We start from the raw sequence: 26352 nt of genomic DNA, 5'->3' as shown, positions 1-26352 counted from the left end.
CCGCCCTCACCCCAGGACTGAGCCCACCACCATGTTCAAAACCGCCCTGCGCAACGTGCTCGCGCACAAAGCCCGCCTGATGATGACCGCGCTCGCGGTCCTGCTCGGCGTGGCCTTCGTCTCCGGCACCCTGGTCTTCAGCGACACCGTCGGCGAGGCCGTCAAGAAGGCCTCCGCCAAGAGCTTCAAGGACGTCGCCGTCTCCGTGAAGGCCACCTCCGGCGATGAGCCCCGGCCCGAGGAGGGCAACCGTAAAACCCTGCTCACCGACCGGCTGGCGGACCAGGTCCGCTCCCTGCCGGGCGTGGCCGCCGTGCACGCCAACGTCACCGGCCGCGCCACCGTCGCCGACAAGGACAACCAGCCGATCGGCCGCGACTGGCAGAACGTGGCCACCAACTACCAGCCGGGCCCCGGTGGCAAGGACAGCCGCTACCCGCTGGTGAAGGGGCACGGCCCGGCCTCGGCCGGCGAGATCGCACTGGATGAGGCCACCGCCGGCAAGAGCGGCCTCAAGCTCGGCGACGATGTGCGCTTCGCCGTCGACGGACCGGCCCTGCACAAGAAGCTGGTGGGCATCGTCCACTCCGAGGACCCGCAGGTCACCGCGGGCGGCAGCCTCGCGCTGTTCGACACCGTCACCGCGCAGAAGCTGTTCACCCACCCCGGTCAGTACGACGAACTGGTGGTGGCCGCCCAGCCCGGCACCGACGAGAAGGCGCTGACCGCCGCCGTCGAGAAGCTGCTGCCGAAGGACCGCGCGGAGGCGACCAGCGGCACCGCGCTCGCCGCCGAGCAGGCCAAGATGGTCGAGATGAGCAACCAGGCGATGAGCAAGACGCTGCTGGTGTTCGCCGGCATCGCGCTGTTCGTCGGCATCTTCATCATTGCCAACACCTTCACCATGCTGATCTCCCAGCGCAGCCGCGAGATCGCGCTGATGCGGGCCATCGGCGCCTCCCGCCGCCAGGTGGTGCGCTCGGTGCTCGCCGAAGCGGGCCTGCTCGGCCTCATCTCCTCCGTCGTCGGCTTCGCGCTCGGCACCGGCATCGCGGTCACCATACGCGCGGTGCTCAACGCCAACGGCGCCGGCTTCCCCGACGGCCCCCTGGTCATCAGCCCGAGCGCCGTACTGTCCGCGCTCGGCGTCGGCGTGCTGGTGACCGTGCTGGCCGCCTGGCTGCCGTCCCGCAAGGCCGCGAAGATCGCCCCGGTCGAGGCGCTGAGCACCGTGGACGCGGCGCCCGCGCTGCGCGGCCTGGTCCTCCGCAACACCATCGGCTCGGTCATCACCGCCCTCGGCGTCGCGATCATGCTGTATGTCTCCACCCTCAAGACCGCCGAGGAAAGCGGCCTGATGACCGCCATGGCGGGCTCGGCACTCACCCTGGTCGGCGTCATCATCCTCGCGCCGCTGCTGTCCCGGCCGCTGGTCGCGCTGGCCGGCAAGGTCACCACCCGGGTCTTCGGCATCAGCGGCAAGCTGGCCAAGGAGAACGCGCTGCGCAACCCGCGCCGGACCGCCGCCACCGCCTCCGCCCTGATGATCGGCCTCACCCTGATCACCGGCATGACGGTCGCCGGCATCTCGACGCAGCGGGCCTCGGACGAGATGGCCGCCCAGGGCCTCACCGCCGACTATCAGGTCAGCACGTCCAACTTCCGCGGCCTGGACCCGAAGCTGACGCAGAAGGCCGCGCACCTGCCCGGAGTGACGGCGGCGGTGCCCCTCCGCTCAGCCGGCTTCGAGACGGACGGCGGCAGCGGCTACGGCTCGATCACCGGCACCGACCTCGCGCACCTCGGCCAGGTCACCGACCTCACGTTCCGCAGCGGGTCGCTGGACGCCGTACGCGACGGCGGGGTCGCGGTCTCCGTCAGCAGGGCCGAGAAGCTGGGCTGGAAGGCGGGCGAGACCCACGAGGTCGGCTTCTTCACCGGCACGGAGAAGAAGGAGAAGGCCCGGCTGAAGGTCGCCGCCGTCTACGAGGACAACGCCACCGTCGGCGACCTGTTCGGCGCCACCGCGCTGGTCGACCCGCACGTCAAGCCCCTCAAGGACGAGAAGGTCCTGGTCAAGGCCGCCAACGGACCCGACGCCGGGCTGGCGAAGGAGATCCGCAAGGCCCTCGGCGACAGCCCGCTGCTGAAGGTCCAGGACAAGGACGACCTGCGCAAGGAGAACGCCGGCAGCATCGACACGGTCCTGAACATGGTCTATGGACTGCTCGGCATGGCCGTGATCATCGCGGTGGTCGGTGTCGTCAACACCCTGGCCATGTCGGTCTTCGAACGCACCCGGGAGATCGGGATGCTGCGCGCCATCGGCCTGGCCCGCACCGGCATCAAGCAGATGGTCCGCCTCGAATCCGTCGTCATCTCACTGTTCGGCGCGGTGCTCGGCATCGGCGTGGGGGTCTTCCTCGCCTGGGCCGGCGGCAAGATGACGGCCACCTCGATGCCCACGTACGAAATGATCCTGCCGTGGGACCGCCTGGGCATCTTCCTGGCGATCGCCCTGGTCGTCGGCATCCTCGCCGCCGCCTGGCCGGCCCGCCGCGCCGCCCGGCTGAACATGCTGGAGTCCATCGGCGCCCAGTAACCACCCCCGAGGCGGCCCCCGCCCGCCCGTCTGCCCCGTCCCTCCTCCCCCAGGGACGGGGCAGACGCTTTTGCCCGCCCGTACGGAACCCGGGGGTTCACCCGCGCCGAACGGGCAACCCGCTCCGGCATGGCAGCCGAACGGCAATCCGAGAAACCCACCGCGCTGATCGCCCACTCGTGGTGGTCCGTACTCCGGCGCACCGCCAAGGAGTTCGCGGACGACGAGCTGGCCGACCGCGCCGCGGCCCTCACGTATTACGGGGTGCTCTCCCTCTTCCCCGCGCTGCTGGTGCTCGTCTCGATGCTCGGGGTGATCGGGAAGTCGGCGACCGACGCCGTGCTCGGCACCCTGGAGGAGATCACGCCGGAGGCCGCGCAGCAGATCCTGCGCGGCGCGGTACGCCAGCTGCAGGACGGGCCCGGTACCGGCGGCGTACTGGCCGTCGTGGGCCTGCTGGCCGCGCTGTGGTCGGCCTCCAGCTACATCGCGGCCTTCATCCGTACCGCCAACGCCGTCTACGACCTGCCCGAGGGGCGGCCGGCGTGGAAGACCCTGCCGCTGCGGCTCGGCGTCACGGTCGTCCTGATGGTGCTGCTGTCCGCCAGCGCGGTGATCGTGGTCTTCACCGGCTCACTGGCCCGGCAGGCGGGCCGCGCGATGGGCGTCGGTGACACCGGCATCGCGGTCTGGTCGGTGGCCAAGTGGCCCGTCCTCCTCCTGCTCGTGGTGCTGATGATCACCATCCTGTACCGCGCCACGCCCAACGTACGGGACCAGGGTCTGCGGTGGCTGACGCCCGGCAGCTTCCTGGCCGTCGTGCTGTGGCTGGCCGCCTCGGCGGGCTTCGCGCTGTACGTGGCGAACTTCGGCTCGTACAACAAGACGTACGGGACCCTGGCGGGCGTCATCATCTTCCTGATCTGGGTGTGGCTGTCGAACCTGGCGGTCCTGCTGGGCCTGGAGTTCGACGCCGAACTGGCCCGGCAGCGGGCGATCACCGAGGGGCACCCGACGCAGGACGAGCCGTACGTGGAGCCGCGGGACACCCGCACCTGGCCGGACCGGCTGCGGTGGCCGCGCCGGCGCCGCCCCACGGGCCAGGAACCGTCACCGGACCACTGAAAAGCCACATGCGGACAACACTCCCCCGCACTGGTCCAAACAGGTGAGCGTCTGCACCACCGCCGCCCCCAACGGGTACCCCTGACCTTCCGGAGCCCCACCCACGGCGCGGGTCCGAGCGCCTTTCGAGTGCTGAAGGAAACCGAGAGCAGTGACAGACGTAGCAAGCCAGGGACCGGCAGCCGGCGACGACCGGCCGGTGCTCACCAACCGGCAGGGCCACCCCGTCTACGACAACCAGAACCAGCGGACGGTCGGCGCACGCGGACCGGCCACGCTGGAGAACTACCAGTTCATCGAGAAGATCAGCCACTTCGACCGGGAGCGCATCCCCGAGCGGGTCGTGCACGCGCGCGGCGTGACCGCGTACGGCTGGTTCGAGAGCTACGGGAAGTGGGGCGACGAGCCCATCGGCCGCCACACCCGGGCCAAGCTGTTCCAGGAGGCCGGCAAGCGCACCGAGGTGGCCCTGCGGTTCTCCACCGTGATCGGCGGCCGGGACTCCTCCGAGGCGGCCCGCGACCCGCGCGGCTTCGCGGTCAAGTTCTACACCGAGGACGGCAACTGGGACCTGGTCGGCAACAACCTGGGCGTCTTCTTCATCCGGGACGCCATCAAGTTCCCCGACGTCATCCACGCCCTCAAGCCCGACCCGGTCTCGCACGAGCAGAAACCGGCCCGCATCTTCGACTTCATGTCGCAGACGCCGGAGTCGATGCACATGCTGGTCAACCTCTTCAGCCCGCGCGGCATCCCGGCGGACTACCGGCACATGCAGGGCTTCGGCGTCAACACCTACAAATGGGTGAACGACGCGGGCGACACCGTCCTGGTCAAGTACCACTGGCTGCCCAAGCAGGGCGTGCGCAGCATGACCGAGGAGGACGCCGCCGCCGTCCAGGCCGGGGAGCTGGGGCACGCGACGAAGGACCTGTACGAGGCGGTCCGCCGCGGTGAATACCCCGAGTGGGAACTGGTCGTCCAGATGATGAGCGACGACGACCACCCCGAGCTGGACTTCGACCCGCTGGACGACACCAAGACCTGGCCCGAGCAGGACTTCCCGCCCCGCCCGGTGGGCCGGATGGTCCTCGACCGGATGCCGGACAACTACTTCGCCGAGAACGAGCAGATCTCCTTCGGCACCGGCGTCCTCGTCGACGGCCTGGACTTCTCCGACGACAAGATGCTCACCGGCCGGACCTTCTCCTACAGCGACACCCAGCGCTACCGCGTCGGCCCGAACTACCTCCAGCTGCCGGTCAACCGCGCCAAGCACGCCACCGTGCACACCAACCAGCGCGACGGCCTGATGGCGTACGAGCAGGACCAGCACGGAACGAATCCGGAGGTCAACTACGAGCCGTCGATCACCGGCGGCCTGCGGGAAGGCACCTACCCGACCCACGACGAACAGGGGCCGGAGATCCACGGGCGGCTCACCCGCAAGCGCATCCCGCGCACCAACGACTACCTCCAAGCGGGCCAGCGGTACTGCCTGCTGGAGGACTGGGAGCGCGACGACCTGGTGAAGAACCTCACCGACCTGATCTCGCAGGCCGACCGCGCGGTCCAGGAGCGGATGGTGTGGCACTTCCTGCTGGTCGAGAACGACCTCGGGCTGCGGGTCGGCGAGGGGCTGGGCATCGGCCCGAAGGACGTCGCCCACCTGGAGCCGCTGGCGAGCCAGGATCTGACCGACGAGGACCGGGTGCGGCTGACGCGCCTCGGCGACAATCCGCCGCGGGACGTCTCCGGGCTGACCATGACCCACTGCGTACCCGACGAGCGGCATATCGTCGCCTCCTGACGGGCACGGTGAACGCACGGACGACGCCATGCGGCACGGCCCTGCCGGCGATCCGGCGGGGCCGTGCAGCGTGTGCACCAGGGTGGCCTCCGCCGCCTCCCGCGCGCGGGGCGCCACGGGAGGAGGAACGATCAGTCATGGCAGCGGCGAAGCGGTACGCGGTCGCGGGATCGGGCCAGTGGGTGGACGACGAGGACGGGCGGCGGCTGCCCGCGGGCGAGGTGCACGCCTGGGAGCAGGGGTTGAATCAGACCGTGTGCGGCCTCTCGCTCAGCCGCTCGCAGCTGGCGCGGTTCCCGCACATCGCCTGGCCCGACATCCTCCCCGAGTCCGGCGGCGCGGCGGACCGCGTCCAGCGGGTGTGCCCCCGGTGCGCGTCCGTCGCCGGGCGCCGGGGCGGTGACGCCCGCCCCCGGTGGCACCGCATCAACCCCCGGCCGTGAGCGGGCGGCGCCGTGCGGCAGCGAGCGCACGCACAGCCCGGCGCCGCAGTGCGCACGTACGGCACGGCGGCGCCAAGCGGCATCGGTGTTCGGAGTCAGCCGGGCCAGGTGCCGGTGGCTTTGCGGACGGCCACCGCGCCACTGCGGTCCACGGCAGCTCTGACCACCGCGAGCGTCGCGCCCTGGAGTGCGGCGGCGGGCAGTACCTCGCGCCAGCGGCGTTCCTCGTCCGTGGGCTTCGGCGCGGTCTCCTCGCCGCCGACCAGCTTCCACAGGCGCTTGAACAGCGCCCCTGCCAGCAGCCCGCCGAGGACGCCGAACGCCAGTCCCAGGGGTTTGTAGAGAAGTTTGATCATCGGTGCAGTCCTTTGCTCCGGCAGGCCCGCCGGGCCTTGGTGCCCGTCTTGGCGAGCGGGCGCTGGATCTTCTTCTTCGTACGCAGCACGTACGGACGTACGCGCGCGCGGGGACGGCGGCGGCGCAGCACCAGCACGCCGGCCAGCAGCGCGCCGCCCGCGACGGCGGCCGTGCGGACGGCTGTGGAACCGGCCATCCGGTCCGTGACCGCCGAGGTCCGGTGCAGCGTCCGGTCCTTGAACCGGGCCGCCTTCTCCTGCGCGCGGCTCTTCACGTCGGCCTTGTCGGCGAGCGCGGCGACGGTGTCGCCGAGTTCCTGCCGGGTCTGCTCGATGCGGGCGCGCAGTTCGGCCGGGCTCGCCGTGCCGTCCTTGCCGGGGTCACTGGTCATCGCCGGGCCCTCTCCCTGATCGTCTCGATGTCCTGACGGACGCTGCGCACGGCCTCCTCGGGCACCGGCGGGGTGGCACGGCGGATGCGCTGCCGTCCCAGCAGTCCGAGGACCGCCGCCAGTGCCAGCAGGGCGCCCACGACCACCAGGCCCGCGGCCCACAGCGGCAGCACCAGCCCGAGCGCGATGATCGCGGTCGCCACCAGCGCCTGTGCGGCCAGGAACGCCACCGTGCCGGCGCCGCCGAGCAGCCCGCCTCCCACTCCGAAGCGCTTGCCCTTGCGGGTCAGTTCCGTCTGCGCCAGCCGCATCTCGTCGCGCACCAGGCGGGACAGCTGCTCCGACGCCTGGGTGACCAGCTCGTTGACCGGCCTGCCGTCCGGCGGGGCCGTCCGGTGATCCACGAAATCGCTCATCCCGGTCACGCCTCCTTCCTTGTGCGCGCCGGGTACCTCCTCACGGGCCGGTTAACCGGAACGTTGGCCCGTACGGGTGCCCGGAACGTACGCGGGGGCGCCGGGCACCTGTCCCGGGCAACGCGAAGGCGCGCGCTCCCCGGCGGGGAACGCGCGCCGACAGCGTGCGGAAGCGCGGGTCAGAAGACCGACTCGGCCTCGTCCATGCGGTTCACCGGCACGGTCTTCAGCTCGGTGACCGCGTCGGCCAGCGGGCTCATCACGATGTCCGTGCCGCGCAGGGCGGTCATCTGGCCGAAGTCGCCGCGGTGGGCGGCCTCGACGGCGTGCCAGCCGAAGCGGGTGGCGAGCACCCGGTCGTACGCGGTGGGGGTGCCGCCGCGCTGCACATGGCCGAGGATGACCGGGCGGGCCTCCTTGCCGAGGCGGTGCTCCAGTTCGCGGGCGAGGGCGGTGCCGATGCCCTGGAAGCGCTCGTGGCCGTACTGGTCGATCTCGCCGTGGCCGTAGTCCATCGTGCCCTCGGCGGGGTGGGCGCCCTCGGCGACGCAGACCACGGCGAACTTCTTGCCCCGGTCGAAGCGCTCCTCGACCATGGCGACCAGGTCGTTCACGTCGAAGGGGCGCTCCGGCAGGCAGATGCCGTGGGCGCCGCCGGCCATGCCGGACTCCAGCGCGATCCAGCCCGCGTGCCGGCCCATGACCTCGACGACCATGACCCGCTGGTGGGACTCGGCGGTCGTCTTGAGGCGGTCGATGGCCTCGGTGGCGACGCCGACGGCGGTGTCGAAGCCGAAGGTGCGGTCGGTGGCGGAGATGTCGTTGTCGATGGTCTTGGGCACCCCGACGATCGGCAGGCCGGCGTCGGCGAGCATCTTCGACGCGGTGAGCGTGCCCTCGCCGCCGATGGGAATGAGCACGTCGATGCCGTACTCCCGGGCCAGGTCCTTGCCGTTCACGCACGCCTCGCGCAGCCGGGCGCGCTCCAGGCGGGCGGAGCCGAGGATGGTGCCGCCGCGGGCCAGGATGCCGCTGACCGCGTCCAGGTCCAGCTTGCGGTACCGCCCGTCGAGCAGACCCTTGAACCCGTCCTCGAAACCGATGACCTCGTCGTCGTGTCCCGTGAGGGCCCGGTGCACCACCGAACGGATCACAGCGTTGAGGCCGGGGCAGTCGCCGCCCGCGGTGAGGACTCCGATACGCATGGTGCTGTGTCTCCTGTGCTCGCTGTTGGTTCTTGAGAGCCGGTCCGATTGTTTCACGGGCCGGCAGGCGTTGCCCGCACAGCGTCGGGCACCACTGCGACCAGCCGCTGACACATGCGTAAAACTGGAGGGGCGGCTTAACCACAGCCGCAGGTATTGTCAAGAGGGGCAAGCTCACCATAACGGGAAATTTGACCTTGCGAAGCGACGGATGGATCGGAGAGCACGCGTGACGCGCAGCGTGTACGTGACCGGGATCGACCGCGGCGACGGCCGCCAGGTCGTCGAGCTGGGAGTGATGGAACTCCTGACCCGCCATGTGGACCGGGTGGGCGTCTTCCGCCCGCTGGTCCACGACGGACCCGACCGCCTGTTCGAACTGCTGCGAGCCCGCTACCGGCTCTCCCAGCCCCCCGAGACCGTCTTCGGCCTCGGCTACGAGGAGGCCGCCCGCCTCCAGGCCGAGCAGGGCACCGACGAGCTGGTCTCCCAGCTCGTCGAGCGTTTCCACCGGGTGGCCAGGGACCACGAGTACGTCCTGGTGCTCGGCTCCGACTACGCGGCCACCAGCCTGCCGGCCGAGCTGAACCTGAACGCCCGGCTGGCGAACGAGTTCGGCGCCGCCGTGCTGCCCGTCGTCGGCGGCCAGGGCCAGGAGGCCGAGTCGGTGCGCGCCGAGGCCCACAACGCCTACCGCGCCTACCACTCGCTGGGCTGCGACGTCGTCGCCCTGGTCGTGAACCGGGTGGCGCCCGAACAGCGCACGGCCGTCGCCGGGCAGCTCTCCGCCCACCTGCCCGTCCCCTGCTACGCACTCCCCGAGGACGGCGCCCTCTCCGCGCCCACCGTCGGCCAGATCGTGCACGCGCTCGGCGCCGAGGTGCTGCTCGGAGACGACTCGGGGCTGGCCCGCGACGCCCGTGACTTCGTCTTCGGCGGCGCCATGCTGCCGACCTTCCTGAAGGCACTGACGCCCGGCTGCCTGGTCGTGACCCCCGGCGACCGCGCCGACCTGGTCATCGGCTCGCTCGCCGCGCACAGCGCCGGCGCCCCGTCCATAGCGGGTGTGCTGCTGACCCTGGACGAGCGTCCGGGGCCCGACATCATGGCGCTGGCCAACCGGCTCGCGCCCGGCACCCCGGTCATCTCCGTCTCCGGCGGCTCCTTCCCGACCGCGGCGGAGCTGTTCGCCGTCGAGGGCAAGCTGAACGCCGCGGCGCCGCGCAAGGCGGAGACCGCGCTCGGCCTGTTCGAGCGGCATGTGGACACCGCCGAGCTGACGAACCGGATCTCCGTCGCCCGCTCCGGCCGCGTCACACCGATGATGTTCGAGCACGAACTGATCGAGCGCTCCCGCTCGGGCCGCCGCCGCGTCGTGCTGCCCGAAGGCAACGAGGAGCGGGTGCTGCGCGCCGCCGATGTACTGCTGCGCCGCGACGTGTGCGACCTGACGCTGCTCGGCGAGCAGGAGGCGGTCCGCAAGCGCGCCGCCGACCTCGCCATCGACCTGGACGGCGCGCAGATCATCGATCCGCAGGTCTCCCCGCTGCGCGAGCGCTTCGCCGAGCTGTACGGCAAGCTCCGCGCCCACAAGGGCGTCACCTACGAGCTGGCGTACGACGTCGTCGCGGACGTGTCGTACTTCGGCACGCTGATGGTGCAGGAGGGCCTGGCCGACGGCATGGTCTCCGGCGCGGTGCACTCCACCGCGGCCACCATCCGCCCCGCCTTCGAGATCATCAAGACGAAGCCGGGCGCGCAGATCGTCTCGTCCGTGTTCTTCATGTGCCTGGCCGACCGCGTCCTGGTCTACGGCGACTGCGCGGTCAACCCGGACCCGGACGCCGAACAGCTCGCCGACATCGCCATCCAGTCGGCGGCCACCGCCGCCCAGTTCGGCGTCGAGCCGCGGATCGCGATGCTGTCGTACTCCACCGGCACCTCCGGCTCCGGCGCGGACGTCGACAAGGTGCGCAAGGCCACCGAGCTGGTCCGCGAGCGCCGTCCCGACCTGCTGGTCGAGGGCCCGATCCAGTACGACGCGGCCGTGGACGCCGCGGTGGCCAAGACGAAGCTGCCGGACTCCGAGGTCGCCGGCCGGGCCACCGTGCTGGTCTTCCCCGACCTGAACACCGGCAACAACACCTACAAGGCCGTGCAGCGCTCGGCCAACGCGGTCGCCGTCGGCCCGGTGCTCCAGGGCCTGCGCAAGCCGGTCAACGACCTCTCGCGCGGCGCGCTCGTCCAGGACATCGTCAACACCGTGGCCATCACGGCCATCCAGGCGCAAGGTGCGGCGCCGGGCGGCTCGCCCGCAGCCGACGTCTGACACCCCCCGCCACCCGCCCCCCCCACCACCAACCGGAAGCTGCTTCATGACTGCCAAAGCCACCCGCGTCCTCGTCCTCAACTCCGGCTCCTCTTCGGTCAAGTACCAGCTGCTCGACATGAACGACGGCTCCCGGCTCGCCGTGGGCCTGGTCGAGCGCATCGGTGAGGAGACCTCGCGCCTGGCCCACACCCCGCTGGCCACCGGGGGTGACAAGCGCGAGCGCGAGGCCCGGATAGCCGACCACGAGGAGGCGCTGAAGGCGGTCGCCGACGAGCTGTCCGCGGACGGGCTCGGCCTGGACTCGCCCGAGCTGGCGGCGATCGGGCACCGGGTGGTGCACGGCGGCCTGAAGTTCACCGAGCCGACCGTGATCAACGACGAGGTGCTCAAGGAGATCGAGCGGCTGGTGCCGGTCGCGCCGCTGCACAACCCGGCGAACATCACCGGCATCAGGACCGCCCAGGCGCTCCGCCCCGACCTGCCGCAGGTCGCGGTCTTCGACACCGCCTTCCACACCACCATGCCGGAGCACGCGGCGCGCTACGCCATCGACGTGGAGACCGCCGACGCGCACCGCATCCGCCGCTACGGCTTCCACGGCACCTCGCACGCCTACGTCTCGCGCAAGACCGCCGAGCTGCTCGGCAAGGCGCCCGAGGACGTCAACGTCATCGTGCTGCACCTGGGTAACGGCGCCTCCGCCTCGGCGGTGGCCGGCGGCCGCTGCGTGGACACCTCCATGGGGCTGACGCCGCTGGAGGGCCTGGTCATGGGCACCCGCTCCGGTGACATCGACCCGGCCGTGGTGTTCCACCTCAAGCGGGTGGCGGGGATGGACGCGGACGAGGTCGACGAGCTGCTCAACAAGAAGAGCGGCCTGGTCGGGCTGTGCGGCGACAACGACATGCGGGAGATCCGCCGCCGGATCGACGAGGGCGACCAGCGGGCCGCGCTCGCCTTCGACATCTACATCCACCGGCTGAAGAAGTACATCGGCGCCTACAGCGCGGTGCTGGGCCGGGTGGACGCGGTGGCGTTCACCGCGGGCGTCGGCGAGAACGCCGCCCCGGTGCGCGAGGCCGCGGTCAAGGGCCTGGAGGAGCTGGGGCTGGCGGTGGACGCCGACCTGAACGCCGTACGGTCCGACGAGGCGCGGCTGATATCGCCGGAGTACGCCCGGGTCGCGGTCGCCGTCGTCCCCACCGACGAGGAGCTGGAGATCGCCGACCAGACATACGCCCTGGTCAGCAACTGACCTTCGGCTTCTGTGGGCAGGCGCCGCCGGTCTCGGCGCGGCGCCTGTCCCCCGCCTCGCATCCGGGCACCCGAGCCCAAATAATTCCGCTCCGAAACAAACGATAGGATTGAGCCATGCGCCGTTCCAAAATCGTCTGCACCCTGGGCCCCGCCGTCGACTCCTACGACCAGCTGAAGACGCTGATCGAGGCCGGCATGAACGTGGCCCGATTCAACATGAGCCACGGCACCCACGCGGAGCACGAGGAGCGCTACCACCGCGTCCGCAAGGCCGCCGAGGAGACCGGCCGCGCCATCGGCGTGCTGGCCGACCTCCAGGGCCCCAAGATCCGCCTGGAGACCTTCGCCGACGGCCCGGTCGAGCTGGTGCGCGGCGACGAGTTCGTCATCACCACCGAGGACGTGCCCGGTGACAAGACCATCTGCGGCACGACCTACAAGGGCCTGCCCGGTGACGTCTCCAAGGGCGACCCGGTCCTGATCAACGACGGCAATGTCGCGCTCCAGGTCGTCGAGGTCGACGGCCCGCGGGTGCGCTGCATCGTCATCGAGGGCGGCGTCATCTCCGACCACAAGGGCATCAACCTGCCCGGCGCGGCGGTCAACGTCCCGGCGCTGTCCGAGAAGGACATCGACGACCTGAAGTTCGCCCTGAACATGGGCTGCGACCTGGTCGCCCTGTCCTTCGTGCGCGACGCCAAGGACGTCCAGGACGTGCACCGCGTCATGGACGAGGTCGGCCGGCGCGTCCCGGTGATCGCCAAGGTGGAGAAGCCGCAGGCGGTCGCCAACATGGAGCAGGTCGTCGCGGCCTTCGACGGCGTGATGGTCGCCCGCGGTGACCTGGCCGTGGAGTACCCCCTCGAAAAGGTCCCGATGGTGCAGAAGCGCCTGGTGGAGATGTGCCGTCGGAACGCCAAGCCGGTGATCGTGGCGACCCAGATGATGGAGTCGATGATCACCAACTCGCGGCCGACCCGCGCCGAGGCGTCCGACGTCGCCAACGCGATCCTGGACGGTGCCGACGCGGTCATGCTGTCCGCCGAGTCCTCGGTCGGCCAGTACCCGATCGAGACCGTCAAGACGATGTCGAAGATCGTCGAGGCGGCCGAGGAGGAGCTGCTGTCCAAGGGCCTGCAGCCGCTGGTCCCGGGCAAGAAGCCCCGTACGCAGGGCGGCGCGGTGGCCCGCGCGGCCGCCGAGATGGCCGACTTCCTCGACGGCAAGGCGCTGATCGCCTTCACCAAGTCCGGTGACACCGCCCGCCGGCTGTCCCGCTACCGCTCGGCGCAGCCGATCCTGGCCTTCACCACGGACGCGGCCACCCGCAACCAGCTCGCGCTGAGCTGGGGCGTGGAGACCTTCGTCGTGCCGCACGTGGAGCACACCGACGAGATGGTCGACCTGGTCGACGCCGAGCTGCTGAAGCTCCAGCGCTACAACGACGGCGACACCATGATCATCACCGCTGGGTCGCCTCCCGGGGTCCCCGGCACCACCAACATGGTGCGGGTCCACCACCTGGGTGGCGAGCGCGCCTGACGCCGCGCGCGATCTGAAGACGACTGTGGGCCGCATCCCTTCGGGGTTGCGGCCCACTGCCGTACGCCGGTGCCGGGCTCAGCCCGTGATCGACTGGTGCAGTCCGGGAATGGTGAGGGTGCCGCCGAACTGGCCCGCCTGGGTGATCTTCACCTTGGTGAAGTAGGCATAAGGGACGTTGATCGGCGGCGGGTGCTCCGGGTCGAAGACGATCGGGATGAGGCCGAAGAGATTGCCCTGGAGGCGCTCGGTGTACATCGTGACCTTGCCGCCGCGGATCGTCGAGGTGGAGCCCTTGGCCGCCTGGACGTGGTACTTCTTGCCGGCCTGGCCGTCGACGATCTGGTGGAGGTCGCCGATGTCGATGCTGTCGGCGGTGAACTTCAGCGCCTGCTTGGTCCGGCCGTTCGGCATCGTCAGGTTGACGACGCCCTCGTAGTCCAGACCGCGCAGCGTCAGCCCGCTGGACTCCAGGTACCAGGGCTGGACCGGCACGGTTGCCGGGGACTGCTCGTCCTTGCCGGCGGCCTTCTTCTCCTCGACGCACGGGAAGGGTTTCTTTCCGTCCGCGTCGGGGGTGCCCGGGTCGGCGCTGCCGCTGGGGGACGGTGACGGCGACGGGAGGGCGTCGCCCGCCTTGTCCTTGGCGTCGTCCAGTGCCTTCCCGGCCTTGCCGGTGGTGTCGCCGGCCGCCTTGCCCAGCTTGTCGGTGGTGTCCTTGAGCGGGTCGGTGCGCTTGCCGGACGTACCGCCGGAGTCCTTGTCCGCGGGTGCGGAGGACGACGGGGACGGGGACGGGGTGGTGCTCGGGGTGGCGGGCTTGTCCTCGCCGGGGTGGAAGACGTCGTGCAGCTTCTTGCCCACGCCCAGGGGGTCGTACCAGGGGTTCTGCTGCGTGGGGGAGGCGGAGGGGGAGGGAGTGGTGGACTTGCCGGCGGAGGGGGCGGGGGCGGGCCCGGGGGCCGTCCCCCTCTTGTCCGGGGACGGGGAGGGGGTGCCGGGCGTGTGGGTGTCCGTGCCGCTGCCCGTGCCGGTCTTGTCCTTGGCCGCCTTGTCCTTCTCGGCCTTGTCCTTGGCCGCTTTCTCCTTGGCGGTTTTTTCCTTCTCCGCCTTGTCCTTCGCCGCCTTGTCCTTCTCCGCCTCCTCCTTCGCCTGCTGCTCCGCCGTGTCGGGCGCGCTGACGCACGGGCCCTTCTTGAACGGGTTCTCCGGCTGCGGCTTGGCCATCGCCAGCTGTGGTGTCAGGCCCATGCCCATCAGGACGGCGGAGGGCATGGCGGCGATGGCGATCGCCTTGCCGGCGGGCACGTGCAGCCGGGTCAGCAGCGGCTTGCGCGGGGCCGCGTGGCGTGGCCCGGTTCTCGCGCGGGCGGCCGCTTTCGTCTCGTGCAGCTCGTCACCCGGCACTGTGCCTCCCGTTCGCCCCGTTGACCGGGCTCGCTCCTGACAGGTCGGCGGGCGCGCCGCCCGCGGGCCCGGCCGGTTCGCCGTCCTCGGGGGCGACGGGTTTGCCCGGCGCCCAGGAGACCCCCAGCGCGCCGCCGACCAGTCCCAGCGCGAAGCCGACGATGAAGGCGCCGAAGTTGGAGACCACCAGGGAGACCAGGGACAGCAGGATGGCCGCGACGCCCGCGAAGACGCGGGAGGCGGGCTGGAACCACATGGTCAGGCCGAGGACGACCAGGAGTACGCCGATGATCAGCGAGCCGGCGCCCGCGGTCGTCGCCATACGGACGGTCAGGGAGCCGATCGTGAGGTTCGCGTAGGGGATGTACATGATCGGGAAGCCGGCCAGCAGCGTCAGCACCCCGCCCCAGAACGGGCGCTGGCCTCGCCATTCCCGGAACGAAGTGCGCTTTCGGCCGATGTTCTCGTTCAGCCGTGGTCGCGTGTCGGCGCTCATGTCGTACAGCTCCTCGGGACTGGCTCATCGGTGGTACATGCGCTGGAGTACGCGCTGCGGTGGCTACCGGCGTACGGGTACGGGACGGCGGACGGGGCGGCCGTCCGGCGGGCGCCCCGTACCCGTGCGCTCAGTGCGTCAGTAGCACTCGTTCTTGCCGCGGCTGACGTTCATGTGCAGGCCGCTGAGCTTGAACGTGCCGGCCGTGGTGGCCCAGGCACGCTGCTTGACCTTCTCGAAGTGCACACTGTCGGCCTGCTGGGCGAAGGAGTTGGGGAGGTACTGTCCCCGACCGCCCTCGCCGGGCTTCGCCGGACCCGGGCCCTTGGTGGTGTGGTCCACCGAGACGCCGATGTCGACGTTGGTGAACGTCGCGTTGGTCTGCAGGTCGTCGGCGTCGATGTAGAGCTTCTTCGCCTCGACCCGCGGGCCGCCGTTGCCGCCCGCCTTGAGCTGCATCGTCACGTCGCCGAAGACCGGCACCGGGACGACCACCGACTGGCACAGGTTGGTGATCTGGGCCGAGTTCATGCCCACCACGGCGACCGGGTGCTGCCCCTTTTCGCCGCCGTCGAGGGCTCCGTACTGGACGAAGCCTTCGCCGTCCAGTTCGGACGCGGTGACCTTGAACTGCTGCCCGGAGACGCTGAACGATGCCGCCAGCGCACCCTGCGCGATGGCGACTCCGATGGCAGCCGTCGCCGCGACGCTCGGCACCATGACAACGGCGAACCGCTTCCATCTGGTCCCGCCACGAGCCAGGGACTCCATGACTTTCCTCCTTCTCGGACGTACATCTCCGGTTGCGGTCCGGGTCTTGGGAAGACGGCGGCCGTACCTGGGATGGGAGAAGTGCTACGTCCTCGGGAAGGAGAGCGCCCGTATCGAAATGGCGTACAGGCGTACGGCGTTCCGATGCACCGGCGATCACCCCCGAGCGACAACCACTGGCCACGCTCGCGCGCGGCCCTTGTCGGACAGGCCCTGCCGGGTGGGCAGGAACCCCCCTGTCCAGGACCGGTGGCGGTGCCGCCGGCCACTCGGTGGGGACCCATGACCCCCGCGGCGCCGACCGGTTGCCGGGCGGCGGGAATGGACCGAGCGTGGCCGATCGTGGTGCATCGGCGGCCGTCGCACAAGGGGTTCGTTACTTGCGAGTAACGGAGAGATGACCGCGCCGCAACGGCGCGAAATCAGGCCGCCACCCAGGGTGGTGGCCGCCAGTGAGGAGTCGCAGAGAAATCGGGGACGAAGGCCGACAAAAACCCTCTCCCCACTTACTCCAAGTAACAGCGGCCACGATTACCAAGATTTGGTAAAACGTGGCCGCCGTCGAGTGCTGGGATCCGCGCGCCTCAGGAGACGCGGGTGACCGTGCGCGGAAGGGTCAGAAGAGCACCCGTGCCAGTGCCGTACGGGCCGAAACCACCCGCGGATCGTCGGTGCCGATGACCTCGAACAGCTCCAGCAGCCGCACCCGGGCCGCCTCGCGGTCCTCGCCCGCCGTACGCCGGACGGTGTCCACCAGCCGCCCGAAGGCGTCCTCGACATGGCCGCCGACCAGGTCCAGGTCGGCCGCCCTGATCTGCGCCGGCACGTCGGCGGGGCCGTCGGCCGCCGCCTTGCGCACCTCCTGCGGGTCCAGGTCCTGCACCCGGCGCAGCAGTTCGGCCTGCGCCAGGCCGAGCTTGGCCTCCGGGTTCGCCGGGTCGTCGGAGAGCACGTTCTTGTAAGCCTGGACGGCACCGTCGAGGTCACCGCTGTCCAGCGCCTGGTTCGCGGCCTCCAGCAGGGCGTCGTACGGGCCGACCGGCTCGGGGACGTCCTCCTGCGGCGCGTCGTCGGCCGGGTCGACGGGCGCGCCCACGATCCCGAACTGCTGCTCGGCGGCCTGTACGAGCTGGTCCAGCACCTGGCGGATCTGCGCCTCCGGGGCCGCGCCCTGGAACAGCGGGATCGGCTGGCCCGCGACGACCGCGAAGACCGCCGGGATGCCCTGTACACCGAACTGCTGGAACAGCGTCTGGTTGGCGTCGACGTCGATCTTGGCCAGGACGAACTTGCCGGCGTACTCCCCCGCCAGCCGCTCCAGCAGCGGTCCGAGCTGCTTGCACGGCTCGCACCATTCGGCCCAGAAGTCGATGACGACCGGCACCTCGGTGGAGCGCTGGAGGATGTCCTGCTGGAACCCCGCCTCGTCGACATCGAACACCAGACGGGCGCCGCCGCCTGCGGGCCGGCCGGTACGGGCCGCCTCGGCGCGCGCCTGCTCCGCCTTCTGCTTGGCTTCCCCGGCCGCCTTCACCGCGGCGAGGTCGACGACTCCACTCATGGACATGTTGCGTGGCTGCATGGGCCTATCCTCCCCCCTCCCGCGGACCGTTGCGAAAAGCGGTGCCGAAAATTCACGGTGCGCGAAAAACGCGCGGCGCCGGGTCCGCCCGTGCTGCCTGCCGGTGTGCCGGCGCAGGGCGCAGGTGCCGCGAGTGCGCCGGCCCGGGGGCCGGCTGGTACCGCTGTGGCCTCGGGTCCCCACCCGCGGCCTGTGGTTGTCGCGTCCGGGGCGTGCCGTGCCGGCCACACCCTTTCGCTACGACCCGTAGCGTAACTGTCCGGCGCCCCGGCCCGGCAAGCCCTCGCGCGAACCGTTACGAGTGATCTGCCTCACGAGGACGGGTCCGGCGTCACCTACTGGCCGGTATGGTCGCCCCCATGCACCGCTGCCCCCTCACCGGCACCAGCTCCCCCGCGGGCCGTGCGGGCTCCCCCGCGGGCCGTACGGGCCGGCCGCGCAGCGCCGAGGCGGACCGCGCGATCCTCGACGCCACCCGCGCCGCGCTGGTCGAGCTGGGCTGGGGCAAGCTGACGATGAGCGACGTCGCCGCCCGGGCCGGGGTCGCCAAGACCACGCTTTACCGCCGCTGGGCCAACAAGAACGAGCTGGTCCTGGACGCCGTGGCGGTCCTCTTCGACGAGCTGGAACTGCCCGACCGGGGCTGCCTGCAGGCCGACATCGAGGGCGTCGTCCTGCAGTTCGCCTCGCTGCTGGCCCGCCCGGAGACCAAGACGGCGCTGATGGCCGTGGTCGCCGAGTCCACCACTGACGAGGCGCTGCGGGTACGTATCCGCTCCGCCGTGGTCGAGCGGCAGAAGCGGCTGGTGGTCCTCGGCCGGGAGCGGGCCCAGGCCCGCGGGGAGCTGCCGCCCGACCCGGCCGGCGAGGAGGGCGCGGCCGCCGCCGGGCGGGCGGTGGGGCTGATCTTCGACGTGATCGCGGGCGCGGTCGTGCACCGGGCGCTGGTCAGCGCGGAACCGGTGGACGAACTGTGGGCGCAGCAGTTCAGCGCGCTGCTGCTGGCCGGACTGAGCGGTCTGGGCGGCCTGGACGGACACACGGACGCGGGCCCGCCCGGGGCATGACGCTCCGGACGGGCCCGCCGGCCACCTCGGGTACGGCCCCCTGCTCAGACCTGGTACCGGTCCGCCGCGAACAGGTGCACGTTCTCCGCCACCCACTCCGACGTCCGCTTCAGCCCCTCCTCCAGGGACACCTCCGGCGTCCACGACGCCCACTCGCGCGCCCGGGAATTGTCCGAAAGCAGTCGCTGGACCTCGCTGCCGGCGGGCCGCAGCCGCGCCCCCTCCACGACCACCTCGGCGTCCCGCCCGGACGCGGCGATCAGAGACCGCGCCAGGTCGCCGATGGAGATCTCCCGGCCGGTACCGAGGTTGACGACCTCGCCCAGCGCCCGGTCGCAGTCGGCCATCGCCAGGAACCCGGCCGCGGTGTCGGTGACGTAGGTGAAGTCGCGGGTCGGGGTGAGCGAGCCCAGCCTGATCTCCCGGGCGCCGGAGTGCAGTTGCGCCAGGATGGTGGGGATGACGGCGCGCGCGGACTGGCGCGGGCCGTAGGTGTTGAACGGGCGGACGACCGTGACCGGCAGTTCGAAGGCGTGCCAGTGGGACAGCGCCATCATGTCCGCGCCGATCTTCGAGGCGGAGTACGGCGACTGCGGCTGGAGGGGGTGGTCCTCGCTGATCGGCGCGGTCAGGGCGGTGCCGTACACCTCGCTGGTCGAGGTGTGGACGAGGCGGCGCACGGAGTGCCGGCGGCACGCCTCCGCGATGTTCTCGGTGCCCACGACGTTGGTCTGCACGTAGGCGCCGGGCGAGTCGTAGCTGTACGGAATGCCGATCAGGGCGGCGAGGTGGAAGACCGTGTCGCAGCCGGCCACCGCGTCCGCCACCCGGCCGGCGTCCCGCACATCGCCCGCGATCATCTCGACCGGGCTGTCCGGGCCCAGGTAGCGCGCGAGGTGGCCCTTCTCGCCGTACGGCTTGTAGTGCACGAAGGCGCGCACCTTCGCGCCGTACCCGACGAGCTGGTCCACCAGCGTCGAGCCGATGAAGCCCTCGGCGCCGGTGACCAGGACGGTGCGGTCCTTCCAGCGGGCTTCCATGGTGGCGTGGTCGGTGGCGGCGTGGTCGGTGGTGCTCATGCGGTTTCCCTCAGGTAGGTGGTGGTGGGGTGGGCGTCGGGGTGGCCGGCCAGCTTCAGGACCTTGGCGGCCAGCAGGTCGGCGGCGTGCGCGTGGGTGCCCGGGTCGGCGGCCTGGCCCATGACCGCCAGCCGGGTGGGGTCGTCGAGCAGGGGGGTGACGAGCGTGTCCAGGCGTTCCGCGGTGGTCTCGGCGTCCGGCAGCAGGACGGCGGCGCCCGCGTCGGACAGCACCCGCGCGTTGTGGGTCTGGTGGTCGCCGGGCGCGTGCGGGTACGGCACCAGAACGGACGGCATCCCGATCGTGGCCAGCTCGGCGACGGTCGCCGAGCCGGCCCGGCACACCACGAGGTCGGCGGCGGCGTAGGCCAGGTCCATCCGGTCCAGGTACGGGACCGCCTCGGCGACCGCCGCGCCGCCCGTCGCCGCCAGCCGCTCCCGGGTCTCCTCCAGGGCGGCCGGCCCTGTCTTGATCAGCAGCCGCAGGTCCGTACGGGAGCGGTACCGCGCCGCGAGTCCGACCGCGGCCTCGGTGAGCCGGGCCGCGCCCAGGCTGCCGCCGTTGACGAGCAGCAGCCGGGCGCCGTCCGGCACGCCCAGCTCGCGGCGCGCCCGCTCGCGCAGCGCCGTACGGTCCAGGCTCGCCAGCGGCCCGACCAGCGGCATGCCGACGGTCTCGGCCCGCTCGCCGCCCGCCAGGTGCGCGCGGCTGCGGTCGAAGGCCAGCGCGATGTGCGGGGTGAGCCGGGCGGCGAACTTGTTGGCCCGGCCGGGCACCGCGTTGGACTCGTGGACCAGGCTGGGCAGCCCGGTCATCCGCGCCCCGACGATGACCGGCGCGCTCGGGTAGCCGCCCATGCCGACCGCGACCTGGGCCTCCTGCTGACGCAGGATCGAGCGGCACTGGGCGCCCGATTTGAGCAGCGCGGCGGGCAGCAGATAGCGCTTGGCGCCGAGTGACGGGTCGAAGGGAATCATGTCCACGGTGTGCAGGCGGTACCCGGCCTGGGGGATGAGCCGCGTCTCCAGCCCGCGCTCCGTACCGACGAAGGAGACCACCGCGTCGGGCACGGCCCGGCGCAGGGCGTCCGCGAGGGCGAGCCCGGGGTAGATGTGGCCGCCGGTACCGCCCGCACCGATGACGACTGAGAGTGGTGTGCGCATGGCCGCCACGCTCGCCAAGCGCCCTAAGAAGGTTCTAAGACGCGGGTTTGGCAGCCTGTGTGCATGCCGTCCTCGCCTGCACCGCACCCCACGCACCGGAGCGCCGCCCAGCAGCCCGCCGCGTCCCCGCCGAAGATCCTCGTCGTCGACGACGAACCGGAGGTGCGGGCCGCCGTCGAGGACGGCCTCACCGTGGAGGGATACGCGGTGCGCGGCGCCGCCGACGGGCTGGCCGCGCTCTCCGAGGTCGCCTCCTGGCAGCCGGACGCGATCGTGCTGGACGTGATGATGCCGGTGCTGGACGGCCTGGCGGTCTGCCGCCGGCTGCGCGCGCTGGACGACCGTACGCCGATCCTCGTGCTGACCGCGCTGGACTCGGTCAGCGAGCGGGTGGACGGGCTGGACGCGGGCGCCGACGATTACCTGGTCAAACCGTTCGCGCTGGACGAGCTGGTCGCCCGCGTACGGGCGCTGCTGCGCCGCGCTTCGGCCACCGCCGCCGACGACACCTCGCTGTCCTTCGCCGACCTGGTGGTCGACCCGGTGACTCGCACCGGCCACCGGGGCGGCCGGCCGCTGGAGTTCAGCCGTACGGAGTGGGCCCTGCTGGAACTGCTGCTGCTGCACCCCGGGCAGGTGATGCCGCGCGAGGTGATCCTGGAACGGGTCTGGGGCCGCGACTTCGGCCCGGACTCCAACTCCCTCGCCGTGTACGTCGGTTACCTGCGCCGCAAACTGGAGGCGGGCGGCGAGTCACGGCTGGTGCACACCGTGCACGGCGTCGGCTACCGCCTTGACCAGGCGGGACAGGCGTGAGCGGCCGACGTGGTCTGGGCGCGCACTGGCGCCGTCGCCGTCCGCTGCGGACGCGGCTGGCGATCGCCGCTTCCGCGGCCGTGGCGCTGGTGGCGGTCGGCATCTGTGTGGCGGCGATCTTCATCACCCGCCACCAGATGATCCGGCAACTCGAATTCCGCCTGGTCCAGACAGCCGCCCAGCACTCCGAGCAGTACCGCCAGGACGGCCCGTCGGCCGGGGACAAGGGCTGCCAGTACCAGGCCGTGCCCTGCGTCCAGTCGGTCCCCGCCGACAAGTCCAGGGACCCGCGCGGCCCCTACGCGCTGCCGGTCGACGACGCCACCCGCGAGGTCGCCGCCGGCCGGCGCGCGCCGTACTACAAAGAGCTGACCGTGGCCGGCTATCCGGTGCGGATGTACACCGTCCGGCTGCGCGGCAAGGACCAGGCGCTCCAGGTGGCGCTGCGCTCGGACCTCGTGGAACGCGGCGTGCAGAAGGCTTCCCTGGCGCTGGCCGGGGTCGGCGGCACGGGCATCCTGCTGGCCGCCGGCCTCGGCTACTGGGTCTCGCGTACCGGCCTGGCCCCGGTCGCCCGGCTCACCGCCACCGCCGAACGCATCGCCGCCACCCGCGACGCCCGGCACCGCATCGAACTGCCCGCCGGGCCGCCCGGCCGCGAGGACGAGGTCACCCGGCTGGCCGCCAGCTTCAACACCATGCTCGGCGAGCTGGAGCAGTCGGTCGCCTCGCAGCGCCGGCTGGTCGCGGACGCCTCCCACGAACTGCGCACCCCGCTGACCGCGCTGCGCACCAACGCCGAACTCCTCGCCCGCGCCGACCGGCTGACCGACGCCCAGCGCGACCGCGCGTCCGGCGCGCTGGGCCGCCAGCTGCGCGAGGTCACCACGCTCGTCAACGACCTGATCGAACTGGCCCGGGACGAGGAGCCGCAGCCACTGGTCGAGCAGGTGCGCCCGGCGGCGCTGCTGGAGCACGCGGTGGAGGCGGCACGCGGCCACTGGCCGGAGATCACGTTCACCGCGCGGACCGATGAGGCGGCGAACGGGGTGGCCGTCCCCGGCGTACCGGCACGGCTGTCCCGCCTGCTCTCCAACCTCCTCGACAACGCGGCGAAGTTCTCACCGCCCGGCGGCCCCGTCGAAACGGAACTGACCATGTCCGCGGACGCGCTGGAGCTGACCGTACGCGACCACGGGCCCGGCATCGCGGCCGAGGACCTGCCGCACGTCTTCGACCGCTTCTACCGTGCCGAGGCGGCCCGCGCGCTGCCCGGATCCGGGCTGGGCCTGGCCATGGCGCGCCAGATCGCCCGCGCGCACCACGCCGAACTCACCGCCGCACAGGCGCCGGGCGGCGGGGCGCTCTTCCGTCTCCGCTTTCCAGTGGGGTAGGACGGTGGTCTCCGGCGGGGGTTTTCAGGCGGGTCAGGGACAGGAACGGCGTACTACCCTGGGCCGGACGCGCGGCCGGACGGCCAGGGCAAAGGACCGGAAGGGGCGGGCGGTGAGCAGACAAGCGTTCCGTGCGCTGCCGGGCTTCCTGCCCCGCGCGCTGGCCGGGCTGTGGGCCGTCCTGCTGGTGCTGGCCGGCACGTCCGGTACGGCGGGTGCCGCTTCCGGCCCGCTGGGCCCCCGCCCACTGGCTGCCGTAGCGAATCCCGCAGCCGCCGCTTCCGGCCCCGCCGGCCCCGCTTCCCGGCCATCCTCCGCGCCCCAGGTACTCACCGCGTACGCCACACCTGGACAGCACCCCCGGGCCGACGCCCGCACCGCTCCGGACCGGCCGGTGGCCCGCCAGACCGCCGCCGCCCAGGTGCAAGCCGTCCTCCCGCCCCCGCGTTTCCCCGGCCTCCCGGGCGCGCTGCCCTCCGCGGCCCCGGCGCCCCGCCACTCCCCCTTCGGGTACGGCGAGACCGTCGGCCCCCGCCAGGAACGGGCACCGCCCCCGGCCCGGTACTCCCCGCGCAGCCCGCGCGGACCCCCCTTCGTACGGAGCAGCTGACGCCCCAGGCGTACGGCAGCCCGCAGCACCCGCACGCCCGGCGACGCCTCAGCGCGCCGTCGCGGCCCGGTGCGCGTGGCCGGCCGGCGCCCCGCCTCCGTATCCCTGAAGGGGAGACCCATGCCGTCCCGCGCTCCGTCGCGGCGGCCCTGGCGTGCGCTGATCGCGCTCGCCGTCGTCGCCGTGTCGCTGTTCTTCGCCCTGACCACCCCCGCCCGCCTCGGACTCGATCTCCGCGGCGGCACCCAGATCGTCCTGGAGACCAAGGACTCGCCCACCACCCGCGCCGACGCCGCCGCCACCGACCGGGCCCTGGAGGTGCTGCGGCAGCGGGTCGACGCGCTCGGTGTCGCCGAGCCGTCGCTGTCCCGCTCCGGTGAGAAGCGCATCGTCGCCGAACTGCCCGGGGTCCAGGACCCGAAGGAGGCCGTCGCGGTCATCGGCCGCACCGCGCAGCTCACGTTCCACCCCGTGCTCGGGACGACGCAGGATCCGAAGGGCACGCCGGAGGCGAAGGCCAAGGGCGACCGCACCCGCACCCTTCCCGACCCCGACGCGCCCGGCCGGGCCCTGCGGCTCGGCCCGCCCGCACTGACCGGCGAGGGCGTCAAGGACGCGGAGGCCGTCTTCGACGCGCAGGGCGGCCGCGGCTGGACCGTCGACCTGGCCTTCCGCGGCCCCGCGGCCGACGCCTGGGCGCGGGTCACCGGCCAGGCGGCGTGCGCGGCGCCCGGCGATCCGGCCCGGCGGGTCGCGATCGTGCTGGACGACCGGGTCATCTCCGCCCCGGGGATGCAGCAGAGCGTGCCGTGCAAGACCGGCATCGCGGGCGGCAACGCCCAGATCACCGGCGGGTTCGGCGACGCCGAGGCCCGCGATCTGGCGGCCCTGGTCAAGGGCGGCGCCCTGCCGGTGCCCGTCGAGGTCGCCGAACAGCGCACCGTCGGCCCGACGCTGGGCGCCGACGCGATCAAGGCCAGTGCCACCGCCGCGGCCATCGGCCTGCTGTGCACCGGCGCGTTCGTCATCGTGGTCTACCGGCTGCTGGGCGCGCTGGCCACGGTCGCCCTCGCCGCGTACGGACTGATCTCGTACGCCGTGCTCGTCGCCTTGGGCGCCACCCTCACCCTCCCCGGCCTCGCCGGTTTCGTCCTCGCGATCGGCATGGCGGTGGACGCCAATGTCCTGGTGTTCGAGCGGGCCAGGGAGGAGTACGCGCGCCGCGCGGCCCGCTCCGGCGGCGATCTGCGGCGCCCGCTGCGCGAAGGCTTCGGCAAGGCGTGGAGCGCGATCCTCGACTCGAACGTCACCACGCTGCTCGCCGCCGGCCTGCTGTTCTTCTTCGCCACCGGACCGGTCAAGGGTTTCGGCGTCACGCTGTCCATCGGCGTGCTGGCCTCGATGGTCTCGGCGCTGGTCATCACCCGGGTGCTGGCGGGGTGGGCGGTGCGCCGCAACGGCGTTCGGCGGCGGCCCGCGATCACCGGCATGGCGTCCGAGGGGCGGGTCCGGCGGTGGCTGGCGCGCCGCGAACCGCGGCTGATGCGGCACCGCCGCACCTGGCTGGGGATCGGCGCCGGCCTGCTGCTGCTCGCCGTCACCGGGATCGGCGTGCGCGGTCTGGAGTTCGGTGTGGAGTTCACCGGCGGCCAGCTGGTCGAGTACAGCACCAGCCGTACGGTGGACGCCGGGACGGCGCGCGATGCGGTGTCGGAGGCGGGCTTCCCGCGCGCGGTCGTGCAGGAGTCGGGCGACGGCGGCATCGCCGTACGGACCGAGCGGCTGACCGACGCCGAGCAGGAACGTATCCGTACGTCCCTCCAGGCACCCGGCGGCACGGTCGAGGTCGAGCGGGACGAACTGATCGGACCGAGCATGGGCGACGAGCTGCGCGGCAAGGCGCTGATCGCGCTGGGCATCGCGGTCGCCGCCCAGCTGATCTACCTGAGCATCCGGTTCCGCTGGACGTTCGCGACGGCGGCGGTCCTGGCCATGGTCCAGGACGTGGTGCTGGTGGTGGGCCTGTTCGCCTGGCTGGGCAAGCCGGTGGACAGCGTCTTCCTGGCCGCGCTGCTGACCGTCGTCGGCTACTCCGTCAACGACACGGTCGTGCTCTTCGACCGCGTACGGGAGCTGCGGCGCGGCGCCAAGGGCGACCGGGCCGCGCGGGGTCCGGAAGGGCTCGCCCGCCTCGCCGACCGGGCGATCGTGCAGACCGTGCCCCGTACGGTGAACACCGGCATGGGCGCCCTGTTCGTCCTCGCCGCCCTCGCCGTACTGGGCGGTGACTCACTGGCCGACTTCTCCGTGGCGCTGCTCGCGGGCGTCCTGTTCGGCCTCGCCTCGACGGTCTTCACGGCCACCCCGGCCGCGATCCTCCTGGAGAGCCGCCACCCGGCTCCGGAAGCCCCGGCCGCCCGGCCGCGCGACAAGGCCAGGACCGGGAACGGCGCGGTGGTCTGAGCGTCCTGCAACGACACCGGGGGC

General features: G+C 72.1%; 22 protein-coding genes. 12 read left to right on the top strand and 10 right to left on the bottom strand.

Annotation, left to right across the window (positions count from 1 at the left end):
- Positions 1–31: 31 nt before the first annotated feature.
- The 4 genes from ACZ53K_RS11810 (at position 32) to ACZ53K_RS11795 (ending at position 5980) form a co-directional block, all read left to right on the top strand.
- Entirely contained in the window at positions 32–2602 is a 2571-nt protein-coding gene (locus ACZ53K_RS11810; RefSeq protein ID WP_468834292.1) for an ABC transporter permease, read from the top strand.
- A 129-nt stretch (positions 2603–2731) separates the two neighbouring features.
- Positions 2732–3727: a YihY/virulence factor BrkB family protein gene (locus tag ACZ53K_RS11805; RefSeq protein WP_468834290.1), complete on the top strand. Its 996-nt coding sequence runs from the start codon at positions 2732–2734 to the stop codon at positions 3725–3727.
- A 151-nt stretch (positions 3728–3878) separates the two neighbouring features.
- Complete coding sequence (locus ACZ53K_RS11800) at positions 3879–5537, top strand: catalase (protein WP_468834288.1); 1659 nt, start codon at positions 3879–3881, stop codon at positions 5535–5537.
- Positions 5538–5674: 137 nt separating this feature from the next.
- The gene (locus ACZ53K_RS11795) at positions 5675–5980 is read left to right on the top strand and encodes a hypothetical protein (protein WP_468834287.1); all 306 of its coding nucleotides are present in this window, start codon (positions 5675–5677) and stop codon (positions 5978–5980) included.
- 95 nt (positions 5981–6075) lie between these two features.
- Here the strand turns inward: ACZ53K_RS11795 and ACZ53K_RS11790 are convergent, their stop codons facing one another.
- The 4 genes from ACZ53K_RS11790 to ACZ53K_RS11775 form a co-directional block, all read right to left on the bottom strand.
- Positions 6076–6336: a DUF4235 domain-containing protein gene (locus ACZ53K_RS11790; RefSeq protein WP_468834286.1), complete on the bottom strand. Its 261-nt coding sequence runs from the start codon at positions 6334–6336 to the stop codon at positions 6076–6078.
- Positions 6333–6728: a DUF3618 domain-containing protein gene (locus ACZ53K_RS11785; RefSeq protein WP_468834285.1), complete on the bottom strand. Its 396-nt coding sequence runs from the start codon at positions 6726–6728 to the stop codon at positions 6333–6335. Before ACZ53K_RS11785 ends, ACZ53K_RS11790 begins: the two co-directional genes overlap by 4 nt.
- Positions 6725–7144, bottom strand: coding sequence for a phage holin family protein (locus tag ACZ53K_RS11780; RefSeq protein WP_468834283.1), 420 nt, complete (start codon positions 7142–7144; stop codon positions 6725–6727). The genes ACZ53K_RS11785 and ACZ53K_RS11780 overlap by 4 nt, the downstream gene beginning before the upstream one ends.
- Before the next feature lie 179 nt (positions 7145–7323).
- A complete protein-coding gene (locus tag ACZ53K_RS11775; RefSeq protein ID WP_468834282.1) occupies positions 7324–8349 on the bottom strand; it encodes an ATP-dependent 6-phosphofructokinase in 1026 nt (341 codons plus the stop codon).
- A gap of 229 nt (positions 8350–8578) precedes the next feature.
- Between ACZ53K_RS11775 and pta the strand changes: the two genes are divergently transcribed.
- From pta to pyk, 3 genes are all read left to right on the top strand, one after another.
- On the top strand, positions 8579–10678 hold the full coding sequence (pta, locus tag ACZ53K_RS11770; RefSeq protein WP_468834280.1) for a phosphate acetyltransferase: 2100 nt from the start codon (positions 8579–8581) through the stop codon (positions 10676–10678).
- A gap of 46 nt (positions 10679–10724) precedes the next feature.
- Positions 10725–11936: an acetate kinase gene (locus ACZ53K_RS11765; protein WP_468834278.1), complete on the top strand. Its 1212-nt coding sequence runs from the start codon at positions 10725–10727 to the stop codon at positions 11934–11936.
- Positions 11937–12052: 116 nt separating this feature from the next.
- Entirely contained in the window at positions 12053–13480 is a 1428-nt protein-coding gene (gene pyk / locus ACZ53K_RS11760; RefSeq protein ID WP_468834276.1) for a pyruvate kinase, read from the top strand.
- A 78-nt stretch (positions 13481–13558) separates the two neighbouring features.
- Here the strand turns inward: pyk and ACZ53K_RS11755 are convergent, their stop codons facing one another.
- The 4 genes from ACZ53K_RS11755 to ACZ53K_RS11740 all read right to left on the bottom strand — a co-directional run bounded on the left by ACZ53K_RS11755 (position 13559) and on the right by ACZ53K_RS11740 (position 17736).
- Positions 13559–14887 (bottom strand): hypothetical protein, encoded by a 1329-nt coding sequence (locus tag ACZ53K_RS11755; RefSeq protein WP_468834274.1) that lies wholly within the window; start codon positions 14885–14887, stop codon positions 13559–13561.
- The gene (locus ACZ53K_RS11750; RefSeq protein WP_468834272.1) at positions 14877–15383 is read right to left on the bottom strand and encodes a DUF6114 domain-containing protein; all 507 of its coding nucleotides are present in this window, start codon (positions 15381–15383) and stop codon (positions 14877–14879) included. The genes ACZ53K_RS11755 and ACZ53K_RS11750 overlap by 11 nt, the downstream gene beginning before the upstream one ends.
- 138 nt (positions 15384–15521) lie before the next feature.
- Positions 15522–16154, bottom strand: coding sequence for a DUF6230 family protein (locus tag ACZ53K_RS11745; protein WP_468834271.1), 633 nt, complete (start codon positions 16152–16154; stop codon positions 15522–15524).
- Positions 16155–16770: 616 nt separating this feature from the next.
- Positions 16771–17736 (bottom strand): tetratricopeptide repeat protein, encoded by a 966-nt coding sequence (locus ACZ53K_RS11740; RefSeq protein ID WP_468834268.1) that lies wholly within the window; start codon positions 17734–17736, stop codon positions 16771–16773.
- A 359-nt stretch (positions 17737–18095) separates the two neighbouring features.
- Between ACZ53K_RS11740 and ACZ53K_RS11735 the strand changes: the two genes are divergently transcribed.
- Positions 18096–18803 (top strand): TetR/AcrR family transcriptional regulator, encoded by a 708-nt coding sequence (locus ACZ53K_RS11735; RefSeq protein WP_468834267.1) that lies wholly within the window; start codon positions 18096–18098, stop codon positions 18801–18803.
- Between the two features lie 44 nt (positions 18804–18847).
- On the opposite strand, the gene ACZ53K_RS11730 is transcribed toward ACZ53K_RS11735, so the two are convergent.
- Positions 18848–19882 carry a GDP-mannose 4,6-dehydratase gene (locus ACZ53K_RS11730; protein ID WP_468834265.1) on the bottom strand — a complete coding sequence of 345 codons (1035 nt, stop codon included), beginning with the start codon at positions 19880–19882 and terminating at the stop codon, positions 18848–18850.
- Positions 19879–21045: a UDP-N-acetylglucosamine--N-acetylmuramyl-(pentapeptide) pyrophosphoryl-undecaprenol N-acetylglucosamine transferase gene (locus ACZ53K_RS11725; RefSeq protein WP_468834264.1), complete on the bottom strand. Its 1167-nt coding sequence runs from the start codon at positions 21043–21045 to the stop codon at positions 19879–19881. The genes ACZ53K_RS11730 and ACZ53K_RS11725 overlap by 4 nt, the downstream gene beginning before the upstream one ends.
- 63 nt (positions 21046–21108) lie before the next feature.
- Between ACZ53K_RS11725 and ACZ53K_RS11720 the strand changes: the two genes are divergently transcribed.
- The 4 genes from ACZ53K_RS11720 to secD all read left to right on the top strand — a co-directional run bounded on the left by ACZ53K_RS11720 (position 21109) and on the right by secD (position 26328).
- On the top strand, positions 21109–21861 hold the full coding sequence (locus ACZ53K_RS11720) for a response regulator transcription factor (protein WP_468834261.1): 753 nt from the start codon (positions 21109–21111) through the stop codon (positions 21859–21861).
- Positions 21858–23255 (top strand): sensor histidine kinase, encoded by a 1398-nt coding sequence (locus ACZ53K_RS11715; protein ID WP_468834260.1) that lies wholly within the window; start codon positions 21858–21860, stop codon positions 23253–23255. The genes ACZ53K_RS11720 and ACZ53K_RS11715 overlap by 4 nt, the downstream gene beginning before the upstream one ends.
- Before the next feature lie 112 nt (positions 23256–23367).
- Positions 23368–23865, top strand: a complete 498-nt coding sequence (locus ACZ53K_RS11710; protein WP_468834258.1) for a hypothetical protein — start codon at positions 23368–23370, stop codon at positions 23863–23865.
- Between the two features lie 120 nt (positions 23866–23985).
- Positions 23986–26328: a protein translocase subunit SecD gene (secD, locus tag ACZ53K_RS11705; protein WP_468834257.1), complete on the top strand. Its 2343-nt coding sequence runs from the start codon at positions 23986–23988 to the stop codon at positions 26326–26328.
- The last annotated feature ends 24 nt before the right edge of the window (positions 26329–26352 follow it).

It is taken from the genome of Streptomyces sp. NPDC033221 (genome assembly GCF_055577005.1).
Note: the sequence above shows the minus strand (reverse complement) of the source record. Positions and strands in the feature narration are given on the sequence as shown.

What these genes read in the sequence shown, in the direction of transcription:
- ACZ53K_RS11785 (WP_468834285.1), bottom strand. Translation starts at nt 6,728, where the DNA reads ATGACCAGTGACCCCGGCAAGGACGGCACGGCGAGCCCGGCCGAACTG.
- pyk (WP_468834276.1), top strand. Translation starts at nt 12,053, where the DNA reads ATGCGCCGTTCCAAAATCGTCTGCACCCTGGGCCCCGCCGTCGACTCC.
- ACZ53K_RS11740 (WP_468834268.1), bottom strand. Translation starts at nt 17,736, where the DNA reads ATGCAGCCACGCAACATGTCCATGAGTGGAGTCGTCGACCTCGCCGCG.
- ACZ53K_RS11765 (WP_468834278.1), top strand. Translation starts at nt 10,725, where the DNA reads ATGACTGCCAAAGCCACCCGCGTCCTCGTCCTCAACTCCGGCTCCTCT.
- ACZ53K_RS11790 (WP_468834286.1), bottom strand. Translation starts at nt 6,336, where the DNA reads ATGATCAAACTTCTCTACAAACCCCTGGGACTGGCGTTCGGCGTCCTC.
- ACZ53K_RS11725 (WP_468834264.1), bottom strand. Translation starts at nt 21,045, where the DNA reads ATGCGCACACCACTCTCAGTCGTCATCGGTGCGGGCGGTACCGGCGGC.
- ACZ53K_RS11810 (WP_468834292.1), top strand. Translation starts at nt 32, where the DNA reads ATGTTCAAAACCGCCCTGCGCAACGTGCTCGCGCACAAAGCCCGCCTG.
- ACZ53K_RS11735 (WP_468834267.1), top strand. Translation starts at nt 18,096, where the DNA reads ATGCACCGCTGCCCCCTCACCGGCACCAGCTCCCCCGCGGGCCGTGCG.
- ACZ53K_RS11720 (WP_468834261.1), top strand. Translation starts at nt 21,109, where the DNA reads ATGCCGTCCTCGCCTGCACCGCACCCCACGCACCGGAGCGCCGCCCAG.
- ACZ53K_RS11745 (WP_468834271.1), bottom strand. Translation starts at nt 16,154, where the DNA reads ATGGAGTCCCTGGCTCGTGGCGGGACCAGATGGAAGCGGTTCGCCGTT.
- ACZ53K_RS11730 (WP_468834265.1), bottom strand. Translation starts at nt 19,882, where the DNA reads ATGAGCACCACCGACCACGCCGCCACCGACCACGCCACCATGGAAGCC.
- ACZ53K_RS11795 (WP_468834287.1), top strand. Translation starts at nt 5,675, where the DNA reads ATGGCAGCGGCGAAGCGGTACGCGGTCGCGGGATCGGGCCAGTGGGTG.
- ACZ53K_RS11750 (WP_468834272.1), bottom strand. Translation starts at nt 15,383, where the DNA reads ATGAGCGCCGACACGCGACCACGGCTGAACGAGAACATCGGCCGAAAG.
- secD (WP_468834257.1), top strand. Translation starts at nt 23,986, where the DNA reads ATGCCGTCCCGCGCTCCGTCGCGGCGGCCCTGGCGTGCGCTGATCGCG.
- ACZ53K_RS11805 (WP_468834290.1), top strand. Translation starts at nt 2,732, where the DNA reads ATGGCAGCCGAACGGCAATCCGAGAAACCCACCGCGCTGATCGCCCAC.
- ACZ53K_RS11775 (WP_468834282.1), bottom strand. Translation starts at nt 8,349, where the DNA reads ATGCGTATCGGAGTCCTCACCGCGGGCGGCGACTGCCCCGGCCTCAAC.
- ACZ53K_RS11780 (WP_468834283.1), bottom strand. Translation starts at nt 7,144, where the DNA reads ATGAGCGATTTCGTGGATCACCGGACGGCCCCGCCGGACGGCAGGCCG.